We start from the raw sequence: 18,405 nt of genomic DNA on the forward strand, positions 1-18,405 counted from the left end.
CTAGGCTCGGCGCGTGGCACAGGCTCTCGAACTGACCGTCGGCGACCGCGTGGTGCGGGTGTCCAACCCGGACAAGCTGTACTTCCCGGACCGCGGCATCACCAAGCGGCAGGTCGTGGAGTACTACGTCGCCGTCGCGGAACCCCTGCTGAACGTCCTGCGCGACCGCCCGACGACGCTCAAGCGGTACGTCGACGGCGTCACGGGCGAGGCGTTCTACCAGAAGCGGCTGCCCAAGGGCGCGCCCGAGTGGGTGGAGACGGCCCGCATCAGGTTCCCGTCCGGCCGCCCGGCCGACGAGGTGTGCCCGACCGAGCCGGCCGTCCTGGCGTGGGCGGCGAACCTCGGCACGTTCGACTTCCACCCGTGGCCGGTCCGCCGCGCGGACACCGACCACCCGGACGAGCTGCGCGTGGACCTCGACCCGCAGCCCGGCACGGACTTCGCCGACGCCGTGCGGGTGGCGCTGGTGCTGCGCGAGGTGCTGGCGGAACTGGGCATGACCGGCTACCCGAAGACGTCCGGCGGGCGGGGCGTCCACGTCGCCGTGCGCATCCGGCCGGAGTGGGACTTCGTCGACGTGCGGCACGCGGTGATCGCGCTGGCCCGCGAGGTGGAACGCCGCCTGCCCGACCTCGCCACCACGTCGTGGTGGAAGGAGGAGCGCGGCGAGCGCGTCTTCCTGGACTACAACCAGGCCGCCCGCGACCGCACCATCGCGTCGGCGTGGTCGGTCCGGGGCACCCCGCGCGCGACCGTCTCGACCCCGGTCACGTGGGAAGCGCTGTCCACAGTGGACCCGGACGACTTCGACGTGCTCACCGTGCCGGGTTACCTGGCCGAGCACGGTGACCCGCACGCCGGCCTGGACTCGGCGGCGTTCGGCCTGGAGACGCTGCTGGAGTGGTACGCGGCCGACGAGCGCGGCGACCTGCCGTACCCGCCGGACTACCCGAAGATGCCCGGCGAGCCGCCGCGCGTGCAGCCGTCGCGCAAGCGCGATTAGGGACCGCGCCGGCGATCCGCCCCACGTCGGCGACGAGCGGTCGGCGCGACCGTGGGTGGGCGCGCTGTGAGTCCTCTGCCGGGTTCCGGGCACGGCCTGCGCGCCGGAGGGTGCGCGCATTCGGACATTCGCGTGAAATTCCCGCTCCAGCGGCCACCTGGGACGAACCGGCAGGCCGCCGGTTTAGTCCAACCGGCTAGATGTCGCCGCAGTTCAGCCGCGATCCGACTGCACCTCTCGTACCATGAACGACGACGCCGAGCAGAGGGAGGCCAGTGATGACGAGCGCGTACGTGGTGCGGTTCGTCGGCGGACCCCTCGACGGCCGCGTCGACTCGGTCACCCGGCCGGACGCCGCGCCCAAGCCGACGGTGACGCACGTCCACCTGCACGCCGGGCCCAAGATCGTGCACCACTACGACCTCCAGTACGCCGTCGAGTACGGCTGCGAGTACCGGTTGCGCGTCGAGGACGAGCCCCGGCCGTAGCCCGGCGTCGCACGACGGTCCACAGTGGACGGGTGGCTGCCCGTGGGCGGCGGCGACCCCGTGCCGCTGTACGCCGGACGCCCGTCGGGTGCAGGATCGTCCGATGGACCGCGCCACCCGCCTGCCCGCCGTGCTCGGCACGCTCGCCGTCGTGGCGGTGGCCGTGTCCGCCATCCGCCCCAGGAGTTGGCTCACGTGGGCGCTGGAGGTCGCGCCGATCCTCCTCGCGCTGCCGGTCCTGGTGCTGACCCACCGGCGGTTCCCGCTGACCGCGCCGGCGTACTGGCTGATCTTCGGGCACGCGCTGGTGCTCGCGCTGGGCGCGCACTACACCTACGCGGAGGTGCCGCTGGGCGAGCTGCCGTGGTCGGAGCGCAACCACTACGACCGGTTCGCGCACTTCGTCCAGGGTTTCGTGCCCGCGATCGTCGTGCGGGAGGTGCTGTTGCGCCGCACCCCGCTCCGGCCGGGCGGGTGGACGTTCACCCTCGTGTCGGCCGTGTGCCTCGCGATCAGCGCGTGCTACGAGCTGCTGGAGTGGCTGGGCGCGGTGCTCGGCGGCGAGTCGGCGCAGGACTTCCTTGGCACGCAAGGGGATGTGTGGGACAGCCACTGGGACATGCTGCTTGCGCTCGCGGGCGCGCTGGTCGCACAGTGGGTGCTCGCTCGCGCGCACGACCGGCGGCTCGCGGAATTGTCGGTGCCGTAGGGCAAGCTGCACGCGACGGATCTTGATCGCAGCGGAGGTGCCCGATGGCGAAGGCGAAGCAGAACTCCTTGTCCCCGGAGGACCTGGACCACCTGCGGGCGGAGCTGGACGCGGGCCGCCCGCCCGCCGTCTGGTTCACCGCCGCCGCCGTCGGCGTGGAGGAGGGCCGCTCGGCGAAGGTGCTGGCGCTCACCGAGCCGCAGGAGGGCGACTTCATCCAGGTGCGGCCGACGGGCTCGCGGGACGAGCTGTCGTTCTCGCCCGCGGAGCTGACGCTGGAGAAGCCCGCGCCGCGCAAGCGCACCCCGCCACCGCCGCCGGCGAAGGCCGAGCCCGCCCCGGTGGAGCACATCTACACCCCGGAGCCGAAGCCCGCCAAGCCCCTCGCGCCGGCGAAGCCCCTCGCGCCCGCCAAGCCGCCCGCGCCGAAGCCCGCCGCCCGACCGGAGCCCGCCGCCCGACCGGCCGCCCGGAAGAAGGGCGCCGCCGCCGAGGTCACCGTGACGCTGACGTCGACGGCCGAGGGCGAGTGGACGGTCGACCTCCAGACCGGCGCCAAGCGGGTGCTGAAATCCGCGCCGATCGCCGCGTCCGCGGTGGCGCAGGCCGCCAAGCTCCTCCCGCCGGAGGTGGACGAGGCGGTGGAGGCGGTGCTGAGCGCCGCTCGGGAACGCCACCTCGCTCGCGTCGAGCAACTCCGGGCGGAGTTGGCCGAAGCGCAGCGCGCATTGGATGAGCTGACCGGCTGAATTGCGGGCACGGAGTGCGACATTCCGCTGATTAATGTTCCGCGATCGGGTGACAGCACTTCCCCTGGCCGGCGGTAGGGCGCATTGTGGGGGCCGTCCTACCGTGCCAGTGCTGGATGTCCGCGCAATCATCGGAGGCCATGATGGCGGTTGAGATCACGACGACGGAACAGGCCCAACTCGGCGGCACCTGCGGCTGTTGCGGTGGCTGCACCGGCCCCGGCTGCGGCTGCTGCTCGAGCTGCTGACTCCGCGCACGACCGGCGACGGCCCCCGGACGCACCGGCGTCCGGGGGCCGTCGTCCGCGTGCGGTCGGACACCCGTGTCGATCATTTCACCGGTGAATCCGAAAACCGAGAACATGTCTTGTCCGGTCGCCGGCGGGTGGCCCGGTGCATTTATCGGAAAAGAATGCGCTCAGGGCGGGCAAACCGTGCCGTTGGTGGGCACCCGCGCGTTGACGAGGAATTCCTCCGCCGCTTGTGACGCGCACGCGGACTGGCCCAGCGCGCCGTGCCCGCCGCCCTGCCACCCCACGACGACACCGGCCGGCAGGGCCTGCGCCGCGCGCTCGCTGCCGCCCTGCGGGGTCACCGGGTCGGTGGCGGTGGTGAGCACCAGCACCGGTGGCGCGCTGGTCAGCTTCGGCGCCCGCTCGGGCTGCGGCACGGGGAACGGCCCGCACAGCAGCAGCCGCCGCGCGTGCCAGGCGCCGAACAGCGGGTGCTTGGCGCGCCAGTCCTCCGTCAGCCCGGCCACCAGTTCGGGTGGGATCCGGGTGGTCGTGTCGTTGCACCCGGTGACGATGCCGGGGTCGAGCCGCGGCGGGTCGTCGTGCTCGTCCACGACCTGGGGCAGCACGAAGGCCGTCAGCGGCGCGGCGTCGCCGTTCTCGGCCGCCACGATCGCGTCGGCCAGCGCGGGCCAGCGGGAGCGGTCCGCCAGGGCGGCCAGCGCGGCGCTCGTGGCCGTGCCGGGGGTCAGGTCCAGGTCCGGGCCGCGCAGCGGCTTGGCGCGCAGGGCCGTCAGCAGCGCCGTGAAGCGCTTGGCGGCGTCCGCGCCCAGCGCGCACGACCGGAGCACGCAGTCCTTCTCGAACGCGGCGAACGTCGCCTCCGCCGCGACCGCCCGCGCCTCGGCCGCGCCCGGCACGTCCAGCGCCGGGTCCGGCGCGCCGTCGAACACCATCCGTCCCACGTGGTCCGGGTAGCGGCTCGCGTAGAGGGTGAGGACCTTCGAGCCGTCGCCGATCCCGATCGCGTTGAGGTGGTTGACGCCCAGGGCGAGGCGCAGCTGCTCCAGGTCGGCCGCCGCGCGCCACGAGTCGACGGCGGTCAGCCGGTTCTCCAGCTCCAGCACGCACTCCTGGCTGGCGCGGCCGATCGACTCCAGCAGCCGGTCCTGCGAGGTGGCGTCCGGATCGGACTCCACGATGCCCGCCCGCGCCACCTCGGGCACGCACTCCACGCCGTCGGACTTGCCGGTGCCGCGCCGGTCCACGCCGATCAGCGTGAAGGTGCTCAGCACGGCGGGCGGGAGGGACGCCGCGAGGCGCGCGGCCCTGAGCGTGCCCGGCTCGCCGTCCGGGTCGCCCACCACGACCAGCGCGCTGCCGCCGGTGCCCACCCGCAGCAGGGCCATGCCGAGGTTGCCCCGGCCGGGGCGGCTGGGCGCGTCGAGCGTCACGGTCAGCCGGGCGCACTCGTAGGAGTGGTCGCCCGCGGGCGCGGTCGAACCCATTCGCGCCCTGGTCTGCTCGGTGCACGGCGACCACGTCGTGGTCGTCCGGTAGTTCTCCAGCGGCGGCACCTCGCGGGCGCCGGTCGGCGGCGCGGTCGGCGTCTGCCCGCCCTCGCCGCGCACGGCGATCACCGGGCGGGTCGACGGCCCCGCGCTGCACGCCGTCAGCGCGCTCAGTGCCACCAGCAACAGGGCGGCGAGACGCCGACGCGGCACGGTTGTCCTCACTCTCTTCCCGATGGCTCGTGCAAAGCCTCACACAGCGCAGGTGAGACTTCGGTGAGCGGCTGGTGGAAGATGGTCGACGTGGTCATGGTGCACGTCGAGGGCAGTCCCGAGCGGCGGCTGCCCGCTTCCGGGCCGTTCGCCGCCGCGGCGCGGGCGTTCGGCGCGATCCCGCCGCCCGCGCTCGTGCTGCTCGGGGTGGTCAGCGTCCAGGTCGGCGCGGCGGTGGCCAAGCAGCTGTTCACGCTCGCGGGCCCGGCGGGCACGGTGACGCTGCGGCTGGTGCTCGCGGCCGCGGTGCTGCTGGTCGTGTGGCGGCCGTCGTTCCGCGTGGACCGGCGCACGCTGCTGGTCGTCGCCGGCTACGGCGTGGTGCTCGGGGCCATGAACCTCACCTTCTACCAGGCCATCGAGCGCATCCCGCTGGGCGCGGCGGTCACCATCGAGTTCCTCGGCCCGCTCGCGGTGGCCGTGCTGGGGTCGAGGCGGTGGCTCGACGGCCTGTGGGCGCTGCTCGCCGCGGCCGGCGTGCTGCTGCTCACCAGGGCCGACGGCGGGCTGGAGCTGACCGGCGTGCTGTTCGCGCTGGCCGCCGCCGCGTGCTGGGCCGGCTACATCCTGCTGGCCGCCGCGCTGGGCAGCCGCACGTCCGACGGCAAGGGCCTCGCGCTGGCGATGGTGTTCGGCTCGGCGCTCGCGCTGCCGTTCGGGATCGCCGACGCGGGCGCGGCGCTGCTCGACCCGGTGGTGCTGATCGCCGGCGCCGCGGTGGCGCTGCTGTCGTCGGTCGTCCCGTACTCGCTGGAGCTGGAGGCGCTGCGCCGCATCCCGCCGCGGGTGTTCGGCATCCTGATGAGCCTGGAGCCGGCGGTCGCGGCCCTCGCCGGCCTGGTGGTGCTGCACGAGGCACTGCGCCCGGCGCAGTGGGTCGCGGTGTGCTGCGTGGTCCTGGCCTCAGTAGGCGCAACACGCGGTGTTTGATTTGCCCGACTCCGTCGGGCGGCTCGGCCGCCTGGGGGTCGGCGGCTCACGGGGCGTGTTCCGCCGATCGAAAAGCGTGATCGGCGGAACACGCGCCGTGAACCACCGACGCGGCCTCGCGGGACGGAGCGTGGGCGGTGCGGGGTGTGTTGCGCCGACGCGGCCTCGCGGGACGAGTGTGGGCGGTGCGGGGTGTGTTGCGCCGACGCGGCCTCGTGGGACGAGTGTGAGTGGTGACGAGTAGGTCAGGCGCTTACCCCGGTGGGCGTGTGGTTTCGTTCGGGTCTTCCGTGCCCAGGTGGCCGTCTACCAGTTCACGGCCGCGTGCCTCGAAGATCGTCGCGTACTGCGCCGAGTACTTCTCGTACACCGCGATGACGTCCCCGCCCCTCGCCACCTCGGCCCGGAACTGGTCCCGCAGCCGCCGCATGGTGTTGACGTCCGCCCGCCGCTTCTGGCTGTGCAGGTACGGCTTGAACGTGACGTTCAGACCGCCCACCACGGCGGCGGCGAGCAGGAGGACCTTGCCCAGCGCCGTCTCCGAGGACGTGAAGCCGACCGCCAGCACGGCGGGCACCAGGATGAGCACGATCGTGTAGCCCACGCCCGTGGTGCGGTGCACCTGCCGCCACATGGTCAGCCGCTTGCAGTCCTGGAGCATCCGGGCGTCGAGTTCCTCGACCAGCGCGTCCACATCCGCCACGGCCGCTCACGGTACGCGGCCGGCCGGTCGCCGCGCGGCGTTTCGCGGTTTCCCGAGGACCGGACCACCCGATCACGCCGGTCAGGCCGGCCGCACCTCGCCGCGCAGGACCGATTCGACGTCGTAGCGCGCGGGCTGGTCGAGCTGGTCGTAGCCGCACGACGCCGGGTCGCGGTCCGGCCGCCACCGGCGGAACTGGCCGTTGTGCCGCAGCCGCGCGGGCGCCGCGCCCTCGGTCTGCGCGTAGGCGATCTCCAGTACGCGTTCCGGGCGCAGCGGCACCCAGTCGGCGTGCTTGCCGCGCCACCGGTTGATCTCACCGGGCAGCCGCCGCCCGTCCGGCTCCACCAGCCACGGGTGGTCGCCCTCGGTGACGAGGTCGGCCAGCTCCCGCGCCAGCGCCCGCCGCTCGGCCGCCTTGAACGAGCCGACCACGCCGACGTGGTGCAGCACGCCCCGGTCGTCGTGCAGGCCGAGCAGCAGCGAGCCGACGGCGGTGCCGGGCTCGGTGTCCTTGTGCCAGCGCAGGCCAGCCACCACGCACTCGGCCGTCCGCGCGTGCTTGACCTTGATCATGGTGCGCTTGCCGGGCGCGTAGCCGGCGGACGCGGGCTTGCCGATCACCCCGTCCAGCCCCGCGCCCTCGAACAGCTCGAACCACTGGAGCGCCAGCGCGCGGTCCGTCGTGGCCGGGGTCAGGTAGAGCGAGTCGCCGGGCGTGACCAGCTCCGCCAGCCGGGCCCGGCGGCGCGTGCCCGGCTGGTCCAGCAGCACCTCGTCGCCCACCGCGAGCAGGTCGAACGCCACGAAGCTCGCGGGCGTCCGCTCGGCCAGCAGCCGCACCCGGCTCGCGGCCGGGTGGATGCGCTCGGACAGGGCGTCGAAGTCGAGCTTGTCGTCCTTGGCGACGACCAGCTCGCCGTCCAGCACGACCCGCTCCGGCAGGGTGCGCAGCAGCGCGGCCACCGCCTCCGGGAAGTACCGGTTGAGCGGCTTGCCGCTGCGGGACTGGAGGACCACGTCGTCGCCGTCGCGGAACACCAGGCAGCGGTAACCGTCCCACTTGGGCTCGAACACCCAGTGCGAGCCGGTCGGGATCTCGTCCACCGCGGTGGCCAGCATCGGCTGGACGGGCGGGGTCAGCGGAAGCACCACGCGCGCCATCCTGCCTGGTGGACCCGGTCAGCGCACGCGTTGCCGGTCACGTGCCGCCAGGTCGAGCCGCACGGCCGCGGGCAGCACCCGCACGCCCAGCGCCTCCCTGGCCCGGCCCAGCACCCCGTCCAGCTCCTGCCACACCGCCCGCACGTCCGCGCCCTGCCGCAGGGTCAGCTTCAGGCGCAGCGCGGGTTCGCCGATCACCTTCACGGCGGCCGACGACACGCCGTCCACCTGCTCGGCGTCGGCCCGCACGGCGTCGGCCAGCGCGTCGGACGTGACCACCACGCCGTCGGCCAGGTCCAGGTCGGGGTGCTTCTCGGGGGTCACGGCCCGCCACGCCCACCACAGGCCGACCACGACCAGCAGCAGGCCGAGGAGGAGCGCGGCGAGGCGGGTCGCCAGGAGGTGGTCGCGCAGCCGGTCGAGGACGTCCGGGTCCAGGACGGGGCGGTCGACGCGGGCGAGGTGGAGGGCCAGCGCGCCGCCGCCGACGAGCAGGGCGACGAGGCCGAGCGTCGCGGCGCAGACGCGTTCCAGGCGGTAGGACCGGGCGATCATCGGCTTTCCTCCGGTCGACTGCGCGTCCCGCGCTCGGGCGTCGTGCGCTCGCTGCCCGCGTCGGCGCGCGGCGCGTCCTCGTGTGGGTCGTGCTCCGCGTGCTCGCGCTTCTGCGACTCGCGGTCCACGGGTTCGCGCTCGTGGGGCCAGTGGCCGGACCGCCGCCGCGGCTCACCGCGGGGGTGCTCGCGGTCCTTGGGCGAGTCGACGACGACGGACACCTTGGGCGGTGACGGCATCGGCAGGTCGCGCACCACCGCGCGGGCCGCGTCCAGCAGGCGCGGGCGCAGCGCCGCCTCGTCGTGCCGCCTGCTGGTGGCCCGGACGCGCACCCTGCGGCGGGACGCGGTGACCGACGCGCCGCTGACGCCCTCCACGGCCCGCACCCGGTGGCCGACGACCCGCGCCAGCGCCGTCGGCGTGGTGGTGACGACGACGCCGTCGGCGGGCGCGTGCAGCCGGACGTCCTTCCGCCGCGCCGCCATCGCCAGGACCAGCAGCAGCAACCCGGCGACGGCGGTGAGCAGCGCGGCGGTCCGCACGCGCTCGTCGGTCCAGGTCAGCCCGGTCGGCCACCAGGGGAGCAGGCGGCCGCGCCCGGCCCAGCGCCAGGCGACCTCGGCCACCAGCAGTCCGCCGGCGCCCGCGACGGCCAGCCCGAGGAACGGCGACAGCAGACGCAGCAACACGCGCACGGCTTCACTCCACTCGTGGTCGGAGGGCGGACCGCAGCGCGGACACCGTCACGGCGACGTCCAGCACCCGGCGCCCGGTGATCCGCTCGACCTCGTCGGCGACCGACCGCCGCACGTCCGCCGCCGCCGCCCGGATCGGGGCGGGGTAGCGCAGCCCGACCGTGACGGCGACCTCGACGTCCGCGTCGCCGCGGTCCCGGACCTTGACCGACGCGCCGGGCAGCGTGCCCGGCACCCGGTCGACGGCCCGCGCGGCGACCTTCTTCACCACGGACGGGTGAACGTCGAGCCGCCCGCGGTCCCGCGCGTCGCGGTCCTCCCCGGCCGGGCGCGCGACGTCCGCGCCGCGCGGGGCGGCGTCGGCGAGGGTCACTTGTCCCGCCCCCGCCCGATGAGGTCGCCGAGGTCCAGCTCGCCGTCCAGCACCCGGCCGACGACCAGGCCGATCACGCCGACCGCGAGGGTGACCAGGAACGCGGTGAAGCCACTGGTGGCGGCCAGGCCCAGGACGAGGCCCGCCAACAACCCGGTCTGAGTTCCGCTCATGCCTGCACTCCTAAGGCTGTTAGATCAGGTCGCGCCGAACCCGGCGCTGGAACAACCGCCGCTAGGACGGGCGGCGCACCACCACGACGGGCGCGTCCCACCGCGGGTCGCGGTCCGCCCGCCCGGACGGGTCGACCGGTCGCGCGCGGCGGCGCAGCTCGGCCAGGCCGCGCGCGAACTCCTCCGGGTCGCCGCCCACGTCGGGGTGGTTGGCCCGGACGAACGACGCGAACCCGGCCGGCCTCCGGTCGCGGCTCACGGGTCCTCCAGGTCGGCCACGACCACGTCGACCGGCACGTCGCCGGCCACCGCGCCGACCGCCGCGCGCAGCTCGGCCACGACCTCGGGGATCGGGCGACCGGCGCGCAGCACCACCGACACGCCCACGCGCCGGTCCTCGGTCCGCACGCCCACCACCCGCCGCCCCGGCAGGTACGACGCGTACCGGCCGTCGAGGCGGACCACCGACGGGTGGGCCAGCAGGGCCGCCGCGAGCCGTTCGGCCGGGTCCATCACTCGACGCGGGACTGGACCGGTTCCTGGTCCTCCTCGTCCTCGGGCAGGTGGATGTCGTTGACGGCGATGTTGACCTCGATGACCTCCAGGCCGGTGATGCGCTCCACCGACGTGATCACGTTGCGGCGCACCGCCCTGGCCAGGTCGACGATGCCCGCCCCGTACTCGACCACGAGGTCCAGGTCGATCGCCGCCTGCTTCTCGCCGACCTCCACGCTCACGCCGCTGGTCGCCGAGGTGCCCGCGCCGGGGATGCGTTCCCGCAGCGCGCCGAACGCCCGCGAGACGCCGCCGCCCAGCGCGTGCACGCCGGAGATCTCGCGGGCCGCGATGCCGGCGACCTTCTGCACGACCGACGACGCGATGGTGGTCTTGCCCTGCGCCGTGTCGTCGGCCAGGCGGGCGGGCACGTTGCCGCTGTCCGGCTTGGTCGCTGTCGTTTGCGCCATGAGTGGTCCTCCGAATGCCTGGCGGATCGTCTTGCACAGGTTCGGATGCGGACGGCGCTCGGACCATCACGGTGATGTGACGCGCATCACAAAGGAGGGGTGGTGGCGCGGCTACCCGATGTCGATGAGGTGCACGTGGACCACCGGCGCGGCGTCGCCCAGTTGCGCGCGCAGCTCGTGCGCCAGTTGCGCCCGCAGCTCCTCCGACACCGCGACGGCGGGCATGGGGTAGCGGGCGGCGACCAGCACCTGGAGCCCGCCGTCCGCCACGGCTGTGCCCCGCACGTGCAGGCCCAGGCGGGTGGCGAGGTCCACGGCCAGCCGACGGCACACCGCGAGCACCGCGCGCTCGGACACGCTGACGCGCCCGCCGTCCTGGTCGAACTCGACCGGCGGCGAACCCGGCCGGGGCCGCACGCCGTGCACCGCGGCCAGCACCCGCGACACCAGGCCGGGCGGCGTCGGCACGGGCGTCACCGCCACCTGCCGCACCGCCGCCCAGCGGGCCTCCAGCTCCGCCAGCTCGGCCGCGCAGTCCGGGCAGCCGGCCACGTGCGCGCCGAGGTCCGGGTCCTCCTCCCGGTCGACCAGGTAGGCCACCAGGTCGTCCACCGAGCGCCCGCAGGGGAGCCGGCTCATCGCTGCTCCCTCAGCTTCGCCATGAGGGCAACCCTCGCCCGGTGCAGCCGCGCGCGCAAGGCCGGTACCCCGATGCCCAGCACCTCGGCCACCTCCTCGTAGCTCAGCCCCTCCAGCTCGCGCAGCACCAGCGGCACCCGTTGGCCCGGCTCCAGGCCGGCGATGGCACGCAGCACCACGTCCGCCGCCTCGCCGCGCAGCACCGCCGCCTCGGGGCCGTTGTCCGACCTCGGCTCCGGCGCGGACTCCAGCGGCACGGTCGGCTTCCTGCGCCGCAGGTGCAGCAGCGCGGCGTTGGTGACCACCCGGTACAGCCAGGTGGACGGCGCGGCGTCGCCGCGGAACCGGGGCAGCGCGCGCCACGCCGAGATCCACGCGTCCTGCACCACGTCCTCGGCCTCGACCGGGTCGCCCACGACGCGCAGCGCCACCCGGTACATCCGCCCGGTGTGCCGGCGGACCAGCTCGTCGAACGCCGCCGTGTTCCCGCGCACGGCCGCGTCGAGCAGGTGCTGGTCCGCAGCGGTCACGTGCCCGCCCGGACGTACCTCAGCAGCAGCGCGCTCTCGTGGCGCAGGATCGACGCCAGCTCCAGGTCGCGCGGCGCGGCGGGCAGCGGCCCGGTCGCGATGCGCCCCGCGTCGCCGCCGGTGAGCAGCGGCGCGAACGTCACGCACAGCACGTCCACCAGGTCGGCGGCGATGAGCGCGCCGAACAGCGTCGGCCCGCCCTCGCAGTCGACGCGGCGCAGGCCGCGCTCGTCCAGCGCCGCGAGCGCCGCGCGCAGGTCGACCTCGTCCTCGCCGGCCACGACGACGTCCGCGCCCGCGTCGGCGAGCGCGTCCCGGCGGTCGGCGGGCGCGGAGGACGTGGTGAGGATGATCGGTCGCGCGGAGGTGGCGGTGAGCAGCGGCGACGTCGGCTCGACCGAGCACCGCGCGGTCACGACGGCGATCGGCGGCACCTCGGCGAGCCCCAGGCGAGCCCGGCGCTCCCGCCGCACCTCGCCCGCCTTCACCCCCTGGTAGCCCTCGATCAACGCGGTCCGCGCGCCGACCAGCACCACGTCGGCGAGGTCGCGGCCCAAGCCGAACACCTTCTTGTCCGCCGGGTTGCCCAGCCCGCCGGACTTGCCCGCGACGGTGACCGCGCCGTCCACGCTGGACACGAAGTTGACCTGCACCCAGGGCCGGTCGAGCCCCGGCGGGTAGTCGTAGAGCCGTTCCAGCTCGGCGTCGGTGATCCCGGTGGTCCCCGCGCCCGGGGAAGGTGTCGGCCACAACATCTGCACCTGCCCATCCCAGCACGCCGTTACCCTTCAGGCATGCCAGCCCCGCGCCTGTCCGACCGCGACCCCCGCGTCGAGGCGGACGAACTGGTCGGGGCGATGGTCCCGCCGCCCCGGTTCGACGCCGTCCGGTTCGACACCTACCTGCCCAACCCGGACGAGCCGAGCCAGGCCGCGGCGGTGGCGGCGTGCCGGTCGTTCGCCGAGCAGGTGGCGCAGGGCCCGAAGGGCTGGTTCGGCTCGCTGTTCCGGAAGACCGAGCGCGACAAGCCGGGGCTCTACCTCGACGGCGGGTTCGGCGTCGGCAAGACGCACCTGCTCGCGTCGATCTGGCACGCCGTGCCCGGACCCAAGTCCTACGGCACGTTCGTGGAGCTGACCAACCTGGTCGGCGCGCTGGGCTTCGCCGAGACGGTCACCCGGCTGTCCGGGCACCGGCTGCTGGCCATCGACGAGTTCGAACTCGACGACCCCGGCGACACGATGCTGGTCACCCGGCTGATCAAGGAGCTGACGGCGGCGGGCGTCGCGGTCGCGGCGACCTCGAACACGCTGCCGGACAAGCTGGGCGAGGGCCGGTTCGCGGCGGCCGACTTCCTGCGCGAGATCCAGTCCATGTCGGCGAAGTTCGCCGTGGTGCGGGTGGACGGGCCGGACTACCGGCACCGGGGCCTGCCCGACGCGCCGGAGCCGATGACCGACGAGGAGCTGACCGCGAAGGCGGAGAGCACGCCGGGCGCGACCCTGGACGACTTCGCCGACCTGTGCGCCCGGCTGGCGCGGCTGCACCCGTCGCGCTACGGGCGGCTGCTCGACGGCGTGACGGCCGTGCACCTGCGCGGCGTCGAGCCCGCGCCGGACCAGGCGGTGGCCCTGCGGCTGGTGGCCCTGGGCGACCGGCTGTACGACCGCGACATCCCGGTGGCGGTGTCGGGGCAGGCGCTGTCGGAGCTGTTCACCGCCGAGATGCTGCGCGGCGGCTACCGGAAGAAGTACCTGCGCGCGGTGTCCCGCCTCGTCGCCCTCTCCCGGTGAGCCGCGGGACGGCGGGCCGAGCAGGGGCCGCACCCACCCGGCGTTAGCCCGTTCGAGGGTGCTCGCGCGGTGTCGGCCGGGGCGGTGTTCGCGCTGGTTTTCGGGGGTTTCGGCCGGGTATCCCAGCCGCGTGATGAGCGATGCGGAGCGCAGGACGCTCAACGAGATCGAGCACAGGCTCGCCGTGGAGGAGCCCGCACTGGCCAACGCGCTGGTCGCCGGTCGCCCCCGCCACCCCGTCCGGTCCCACGCGCTGGCCGTGACGTTCGGCGCGCTCGGGCTGCTGCTGCTGACCCTGGGCTCGCTCGGGCCGGCGCTGGCCTCGTTCGGGTGCGCCGCGCTCGCCGTGCTGTTGCGCGGCGTCACGATCCGGTAGGGGCGTCGCCCGGCCCGGACCGCCCTGCGCTCCCGCGCGAAACCCGGTGGCTTCCCGGCGCGGGTCCGGGCGACCATGCACCCGTGGGATTCCTGGACGCGAACGGCCTCGCCTTCCGCCTGCCGGACGGGCGCGAGCTGTTCCGCGACGTGTCGTTCAAGGTCGGGTCGGGCTCCGTGGTCGCGCTGGTCGGCGCCAACGGCGTGGGCAAGACGACCCTGCTGCGCATCCTGTCCGGTGAGCTGGCGCCCGCCGCGGGCAGCGTGCGGGTCCAGGGCGGGCTGGGCGTGATGCCCCAGTTCGTCGGCTCGGTGCGGGACGTGAGCACGGTGCGCGACCTGCTGCTCGCGGCGTCGCCGAAGCCGCTGCGGGACGCGGCGCTGGAGCTGGACGCCGCCGAGCTGGCGCTGATGGAGGCCGACGACGAGCCGACCCAGCTGCGCTACGCCGACGCCCTGGCCGCCTGGGGCGAGGCCGGTGGCTACGACGCCGAGGTGCTGTGGGACACGGTGACGGTGGCGGCGCTGGGCGTGCCGTTCGACCGGGCCCGGTTCCGCGAGGTGCGCACGCTGTCGGGCGGCGAGCAGAAGCGGCTGGTGCTGGAGGCGCTGCTGCGCGGCCCGGAGCAGGTGCTGCTGCTGGACGAGCCGGACAACTACCTGGACGTGCCGGGCAAGCGCTGGCTGGAGGGGAAGCTCGCGGAGACCGGGAAGGCCGTGCTGCTGGTCAGCCACGACCGGGAGCTGCTCGACGTGGCCGCCACGCACGTCGTGACGGTCGAGGCCCACTCGGCGTGGACGCACAGCGGCTCGTTCGGCACCTGGCACGCCGCGCGCGCCGCACGCATCGAGCGGCTGGCCGAGCTGCACCGCCGGTGGGAGGAGGAGCACCAGCGGCTCAAGGAGCTGGTGCGCACGCTCCAGGTCCAGGCCAGGATCTCCGAGGCGATGGCCCAGAAGTACCGGGTGCAGCGGGCCAGGCTGGAGCGGTACGAGGAGGCCGGGCCGCCGCCGGAGCTGCCGACCGACGAGAAGGTCGCGCCCCGCCTGCGCGGCGGGCGGACCGGGGTGCGGGCCATCACCTGCGCCGGCCTGGAGCTGACCGGCCTGATGAAGCCGTTCGACGTGGAGGTCTTCTTCGAGGACCGGGTCGCGGTGCTCGGCTCGAACGGGTCGGGCAAGAGCCACTTCCTGCGGCTGCTCGCCGGCGACGAGGTCGCGCACACCGGCTCGTGGAAGCTGGGCGCGCGGGTCGTGCCCGGCCTGTTCGCGCAGACCCACCAGCACCCGGAGTGGATCGGGCGGACGCTGGTGGACATCCTGTGGCACGGCGACGACGGCCGGGCGGGCCGGGACCGGGGCGCGGCGATGGCGGCGCTCGACCGGTACGGCCTGGCGCGCGGCGGCGACCAGCGGTTCGAGTCGCTGTCCGGCGGGCAGCAGGCGAGGTTCCAGGTGCTGCTGCTGGAGCTGTCCGGCGCGACGCTGCTGCTGCTCGACGAGCCGACCGACAACCTGGACCTGACCTCGGCGGAGGCGTTGCAGGACGCGCTGGCCGGGTTCACCGGCACGGTCGTGGCGGTGACGCACGACCGCTGGTTCGCCCGGACGTTCGACCGGTTCCTGCTGTTCCGGTCGGACGGCGAAGTGGTGGAGGTGGACGAGCCGGTGTGGGACGAGCAGCGGGTGCGGCGCGCCCGCTGAGGCCGCCGGTGGACCGCCCCGGCCCGACGGGCGCGGTCCACCGGCGTGCTCACCCGACGTGCGCGGGCAGGCGGCCGGACCGGACGGCCGCGACCAGTTCCTCGTGGTCGGCGGTGGTCCGGTCCGCGTAGTCGACCGCGTATCGGGTGAACGCCTCGTCCAGGCCCTCGCCGTCCGCGCAGTACCCGGCCAGCAGCCGGGGGTCGACCGACCGCGAGTGCGCCCGCGCCAGCAGCGCGCCCGCGAACCGGCCGTAGTCGTCGAGGTCGTCGCGCTTGAGCGTGGTCGCGTCGATGCCGCCCTTGCGGTTGCGGAACTGCCGCACGATGAAGTGCCTGCCCCCGATGGTCGTCCACCCCAGCAGGATGTCGGTCTCGGCCTGCACGAGCCGCGCGCCGTGCACGACCCGCTTGCCCTCGTGCTTGGCCTCCGGCACGTCCAGGAACGGCGCGAGCGCCGACCGCCTGGCCTCCTTCGCCTGGAGCACCAGCGCCTCCTTCCCGTTGCCGTGCAACAGGATCAGGTAGTTGCGCAGCCCGACGCTGCCCGTGCCGACCACCCGGAACGCCACGTCGGACACGCCGTAGCGCATGATGAGGTTGTAGCGGGACTCCCGCAGCGTGTCCACGTAGGACGGCAGCGCGTCGACCACGGCCCGCGCCTCGGCGTCGGGGATGCGCGTCAGGACGGGCGGGTCCTCGATGAACCGCCAGTGCTCGCCGTCCCGGCGGGTCCACTTCGCCGCCACCTTCGCGCTGGTGTTCTTGCGCGCCTTGGACGCGGCCTTGCTGAACTCGTCGAGCAGGTCGTCGGCCTTCGACTTGGACAGCACCGACTCGTCGCCCAGGGCGCTCCACGACTCCAGGAACGGCAGCTCGGCCAGGTGCCGCGCCGCGCCCCGGTAGGCGCGCACGGCGTCCGACGCCGCGTCCCGGCAGCCCCGCTCCGACACGCCGCCCTCGCGGCCCGCGAGCACCAGCGACGTGGCCAGCCGCTTGAGGTCCCACTCCCACGGGCCGGGCAGCGTCTCGTCGAAGTCGTTGATGTCCATGACGATCCGGCCCTCGGGCGTGCCGTAGAGGCCGAAGTTCGCGGCGTGCGCGTCACCGCACAGCTGGGCGTCCAGCCCGCTGCGCGGACCGGCGGCGAGGTCGCCCGCCATCAGCCCCGCGCCGCCCCGGAAGAACGAGAACGGCGAGGCGAGCATCCGCCCGACCCGCAGCGGCGCCAGGTCGGGCAGCCGCCCCTGGTTGGACGCCTCGATGAAGTCCGCGACGGAGGGGCGGTCGGCCGCGAGCGCCATGCGCCGGTGCGCGTCGTGCGGCACCGCGTCCCGCAGCGCGCGCCCCCGCGCCAGGACCTCCTCCGGCTCCGTCCACCGGCCCAGCGCGACGGCCGCCTCGGCCCGCCTGTGTTCACCCATACGGGGAATGATGCCCGGTCGGCGCCCCGGATACGTTCCCGCCACGAGCCGCTGACCTGCGGAATCGGGCTGTTCGCGCAATTCGGGCACGGCCGGGTGCCGACCGTGCCCGAGCGGTCGCGGACGGTCTACCGGGCGAGCACGCGCGCGATGGCGTCGACGCCCCGGTCCAGTTCGGCCTCGGTGATCACCAGCGGCGGCGCGACGCGCAGCGTCGAGTCCTGGGTCTCCTTGCACAGCACGCCGAGCCGGGCCAGCGCCTCGGACGCCTCCCGGCCGCGCGGACCGCCCGGCGCGATCTCCACGCCCGCCCACAGCCCGCGCCCGCGCACCTCGGCCACCCCGCGCCCGACGAACTCGCCGAGCCGGGCGTGCAGGCGTGCGCCCAGCTCGCGGGACCGCCGCTGGTACTCGCCGGTCGACAGCAGGCGCACCACGGCCCGGCCGACCGCGCACGCCAGCGGGTTGCCGCCGAAGGTCGACCCGTGCTCGCCGGGTCGCAGCACGCCCAGCACGGCCCGGCTGCCCACGACCGCCGAGACCGGCACGATGCCGCCGCCCAGGGCCTTGCCCAGGGTGTACAGGTCGGCCCGCACGCCCTCGTGGTCCAGCGCCAGCAGGTCGCCGGTGCGGCCGAGCCCGGACTGGATCTCGTCGGCGATCAGCAGGACGTCGTGCTCGTCGCACAGCGCCCGCACGCCCGCGAGGTAGCCGGCGGGCGGCACGACGACGCCCGCCTCGCCCTGGACGGGCTCGATCAGCACGGCGGCGGTGCGGTCGGTGATCGCGTCGCGCACCGCGGCCAGGTCGCCGTACCGGACCACGCGGAACCCGGGTGTGAACGGGCCGAAGTCGGCGCGGGCGGTCTCGTCGGTGGAGAACGACACGATCGTGGTGGTGCGGCCGTGGAAGTTCGCGCCGGCGACCACGATCTCCGCGGTGCCCTCGGGCACGCCCTTGACCCGGTAGGCCCACTTGCGGGCGACCTTGATCGCCGATTCGACGGCCTCGGCGCCGGAGTTCATCGCGAGCACCATCTCGGTGCCGGTCAGCTCGGCCAGCTCCCGGCAGAACGGGCCGAACTGGTCGTGGTGGAACGCGCGGCTGGTCAGCGTGACGCGGCCGAGCTGGGCCGCGGCGGCGGCCACGAGGTCGGGGTGGCGGTGCCCGAAGTTGAGCGAGGAGTAGCCGGACAGGAAGTCCAGGTAGCGGCGGCCCTCGACGTCGGTCACCCACGCGCCCTCGCCGTGGGAGATCACGACCGGCAGCGGGTGGTAGTTGTGCGTGCTCCACTGCTCGTCGAGCGCGACGAACTGCTCCGTGGTGGGCGCGGCGGTGGCGGTCATGTCACCAGGCTAAGGGGCCCGACCCGGCGATTTCATCCGTGAGGTGTTGCGCATCCGGCATGTTCGTT

The 18,405-nt window shown here is 74.7% G+C and carries 23 protein-coding genes; 8 read left to right on the forward strand and 15 right to left on the reverse strand.

The window, feature by feature from the left end; all coding sequences use genetic code 11:
* Window positions 1–13: 13 nt before the first annotated feature.
* From ligD to C8E97_RS10165, 4 genes are all read left to right on the forward strand, one after another.
* Window positions 14–1,006, forward strand: coding sequence for a non-homologous end-joining DNA ligase (ligD, locus tag C8E97_RS10150; protein ID WP_121003781.1), 993 nt, complete (start codon window positions 14–16; stop codon window positions 1,004–1,006).
* A gap of 278 nt (window positions 1,007–1,284) precedes the next feature.
* Window positions 1,285–1,494: a hypothetical protein gene (locus C8E97_RS10155; RefSeq protein WP_121003783.1), complete on the forward strand. Its 210-nt coding sequence runs from the start codon at window positions 1,285–1,287 to the stop codon at window positions 1,492–1,494.
* Between the two features lie 103 nt (window positions 1,495–1,597).
* Window positions 1,598–2,203, forward strand: coding sequence for a DUF2238 domain-containing protein (locus tag C8E97_RS10160; protein WP_121003785.1), 606 nt, complete (start codon window positions 1,598–1,600; stop codon window positions 2,201–2,203).
* Between the two features lie 44 nt (window positions 2,204–2,247).
* Window positions 2,248–2,952, forward strand: a complete 705-nt coding sequence (locus tag C8E97_RS10165) for a DUF6319 family protein (protein ID WP_121003787.1) — start codon at window positions 2,248–2,250, stop codon at window positions 2,950–2,952.
* Window positions 2,953–3,370: 418 nt separating this feature from the next.
* Here C8E97_RS10165 and C8E97_RS10175 read toward each other — a convergent pair whose 3' ends face one another.
* A complete protein-coding gene (locus tag C8E97_RS10175) occupies window positions 3,371–4,909 on the reverse strand; it encodes an alpha/beta hydrolase (RefSeq protein WP_121003791.1) in 1,539 nt (512 codons plus the stop codon).
* A gap of 96 nt (window positions 4,910–5,005) precedes the next feature.
* Between C8E97_RS10175 and C8E97_RS10180 the strand changes: the two genes are divergently transcribed.
* Window positions 5,006–5,899, forward strand: coding sequence for an EamA family transporter (locus tag C8E97_RS10180; protein WP_246019350.1), 894 nt, complete (start codon window positions 5,006–5,008; stop codon window positions 5,897–5,899).
* A 253-nt stretch (window positions 5,900–6,152) separates the two neighbouring features.
* Here C8E97_RS10180 and C8E97_RS10185 read toward each other — a convergent pair whose 3' ends face one another.
* From C8E97_RS10185 to C8E97_RS10240, 12 genes are all read right to left on the reverse strand, one after another.
* Window positions 6,153–6,602, reverse strand: coding sequence for a hypothetical protein (locus tag C8E97_RS10185; protein WP_147455042.1), 450 nt, complete (start codon window positions 6,600–6,602; stop codon window positions 6,153–6,155).
* An 81-nt stretch (window positions 6,603–6,683) separates the two neighbouring features.
* Window positions 6,684–7,766, reverse strand: coding sequence for an ATP-dependent DNA ligase (locus C8E97_RS10190; RefSeq protein WP_170211722.1), 1,083 nt, complete (start codon window positions 7,764–7,766; stop codon window positions 6,684–6,686).
* 18 nt (window positions 7,767–7,784) lie between these two features.
* On the reverse strand, window positions 7,785–8,321 hold the full coding sequence (locus C8E97_RS10195; protein WP_121003795.1) for an alkaline shock response membrane anchor protein AmaP: 537 nt from the start codon (window positions 8,319–8,321) through the stop codon (window positions 7,785–7,787).
* Complete coding sequence (locus C8E97_RS10200) at window positions 8,318–9,016, reverse strand: DUF6286 domain-containing protein (protein ID WP_246018786.1); 699 nt, start codon at window positions 9,014–9,016, stop codon at window positions 8,318–8,320. Before C8E97_RS10200 ends, C8E97_RS10195 begins: the two co-directional genes overlap by 4 nt.
* Window positions 9,017–9,020: 4 nt before the next feature.
* Entirely contained in the window at window positions 9,021–9,389 is a 369-nt protein-coding gene (locus C8E97_RS10205) for an Asp23/Gls24 family envelope stress response protein (protein ID WP_121003797.1), read from the reverse strand.
* Complete coding sequence (locus C8E97_RS10210; protein ID WP_121003799.1) at window positions 9,386–9,562, reverse strand: hypothetical protein; 177 nt, start codon at window positions 9,560–9,562, stop codon at window positions 9,386–9,388. Before C8E97_RS10210 ends, C8E97_RS10205 begins: the two co-directional genes overlap by 4 nt.
* 61 nt (window positions 9,563–9,623) lie before the next feature.
* Window positions 9,624–9,821 carry a hypothetical protein gene (locus C8E97_RS10215; RefSeq protein ID WP_211346958.1) on the reverse strand — a complete coding sequence of 66 codons (198 nt, stop codon included), beginning with the start codon at window positions 9,819–9,821 and terminating at the stop codon, window positions 9,624–9,626.
* Window positions 9,818–10,075, reverse strand: a complete 258-nt coding sequence (locus C8E97_RS10220) for a hypothetical protein (protein WP_121003801.1) — start codon at window positions 10,073–10,075, stop codon at window positions 9,818–9,820. The genes C8E97_RS10215 and C8E97_RS10220 overlap by 4 nt, the downstream gene beginning before the upstream one ends.
* On the reverse strand, window positions 10,075–10,527 hold the full coding sequence (locus C8E97_RS10225) for an Asp23/Gls24 family envelope stress response protein (RefSeq protein ID WP_121003803.1): 453 nt from the start codon (window positions 10,525–10,527) through the stop codon (window positions 10,075–10,077). The genes C8E97_RS10220 and C8E97_RS10225 overlap by 1 nt, the downstream gene beginning before the upstream one ends.
* Window positions 10,528–10,638: 111 nt before the next feature.
* Window positions 10,639–11,166, reverse strand: coding sequence for an anti-sigma factor family protein (locus C8E97_RS10230; RefSeq protein WP_147455043.1), 528 nt, complete (start codon window positions 11,164–11,166; stop codon window positions 10,639–10,641).
* Window positions 11,163–11,696, reverse strand: a complete 534-nt coding sequence (locus tag C8E97_RS10235; protein ID WP_121003807.1) for an RNA polymerase sigma factor — start codon at window positions 11,694–11,696, stop codon at window positions 11,163–11,165. The genes C8E97_RS10230 and C8E97_RS10235 overlap by 4 nt, the downstream gene beginning before the upstream one ends.
* Window positions 11,693–12,451, reverse strand: a complete 759-nt coding sequence (locus C8E97_RS10240) for a pyrimidine reductase family protein (RefSeq protein ID WP_121003809.1) — start codon at window positions 12,449–12,451, stop codon at window positions 11,693–11,695. Before C8E97_RS10240 ends, C8E97_RS10235 begins: the two co-directional genes overlap by 4 nt.
* Before the next feature lie 39 nt (window positions 12,452–12,490).
* Between C8E97_RS10240 and zapE the strand changes: the two genes are divergently transcribed.
* From zapE to C8E97_RS10255, 3 genes are all read left to right on the forward strand, one after another.
* On the forward strand, window positions 12,491–13,489 hold the full coding sequence (gene zapE / locus C8E97_RS10245; RefSeq protein WP_121003811.1) for a cell division protein ZapE: 999 nt from the start codon (window positions 12,491–12,493) through the stop codon (window positions 13,487–13,489).
* A gap of 133 nt (window positions 13,490–13,622) precedes the next feature.
* Window positions 13,623–13,865, forward strand: a complete 243-nt coding sequence (locus tag C8E97_RS10250; RefSeq protein ID WP_121003813.1) for a DUF3040 domain-containing protein — start codon at window positions 13,623–13,625, stop codon at window positions 13,863–13,865.
* A gap of 83 nt (window positions 13,866–13,948) precedes the next feature.
* Window positions 13,949–15,568: an ABC-F family ATP-binding cassette domain-containing protein gene (locus C8E97_RS10255; RefSeq protein ID WP_121003815.1), complete on the forward strand. Its 1,620-nt coding sequence runs from the start codon at window positions 13,949–13,951 to the stop codon at window positions 15,566–15,568.
* 49 nt (window positions 15,569–15,617) lie between these two features.
* On the opposite strand, the gene C8E97_RS10260 is transcribed toward C8E97_RS10255, so the two are convergent.
* Entirely contained in the window at window positions 15,618–16,991 is a 1,374-nt protein-coding gene (locus C8E97_RS10260; protein WP_121003817.1) for a DUF2252 domain-containing protein, read from the reverse strand.
* Between the two features lie 128 nt (window positions 16,992–17,119).
* Complete coding sequence (gene rocD, locus C8E97_RS10265) at window positions 17,120–18,337, reverse strand: ornithine--oxo-acid transaminase (protein WP_121003819.1); 1,218 nt, start codon at window positions 18,335–18,337, stop codon at window positions 17,120–17,122.
* Window positions 18,338–18,405 lie beyond the last annotated feature (68 nt).

The sequence above is a fragment of the Saccharothrix australiensis genome, assembly GCF_003634935.1.
GTDB classification, from domain to species: Bacteria; Actinomycetota; Actinomycetes; order Mycobacteriales; family Pseudonocardiaceae; genus Actinosynnema; species Actinosynnema australiense.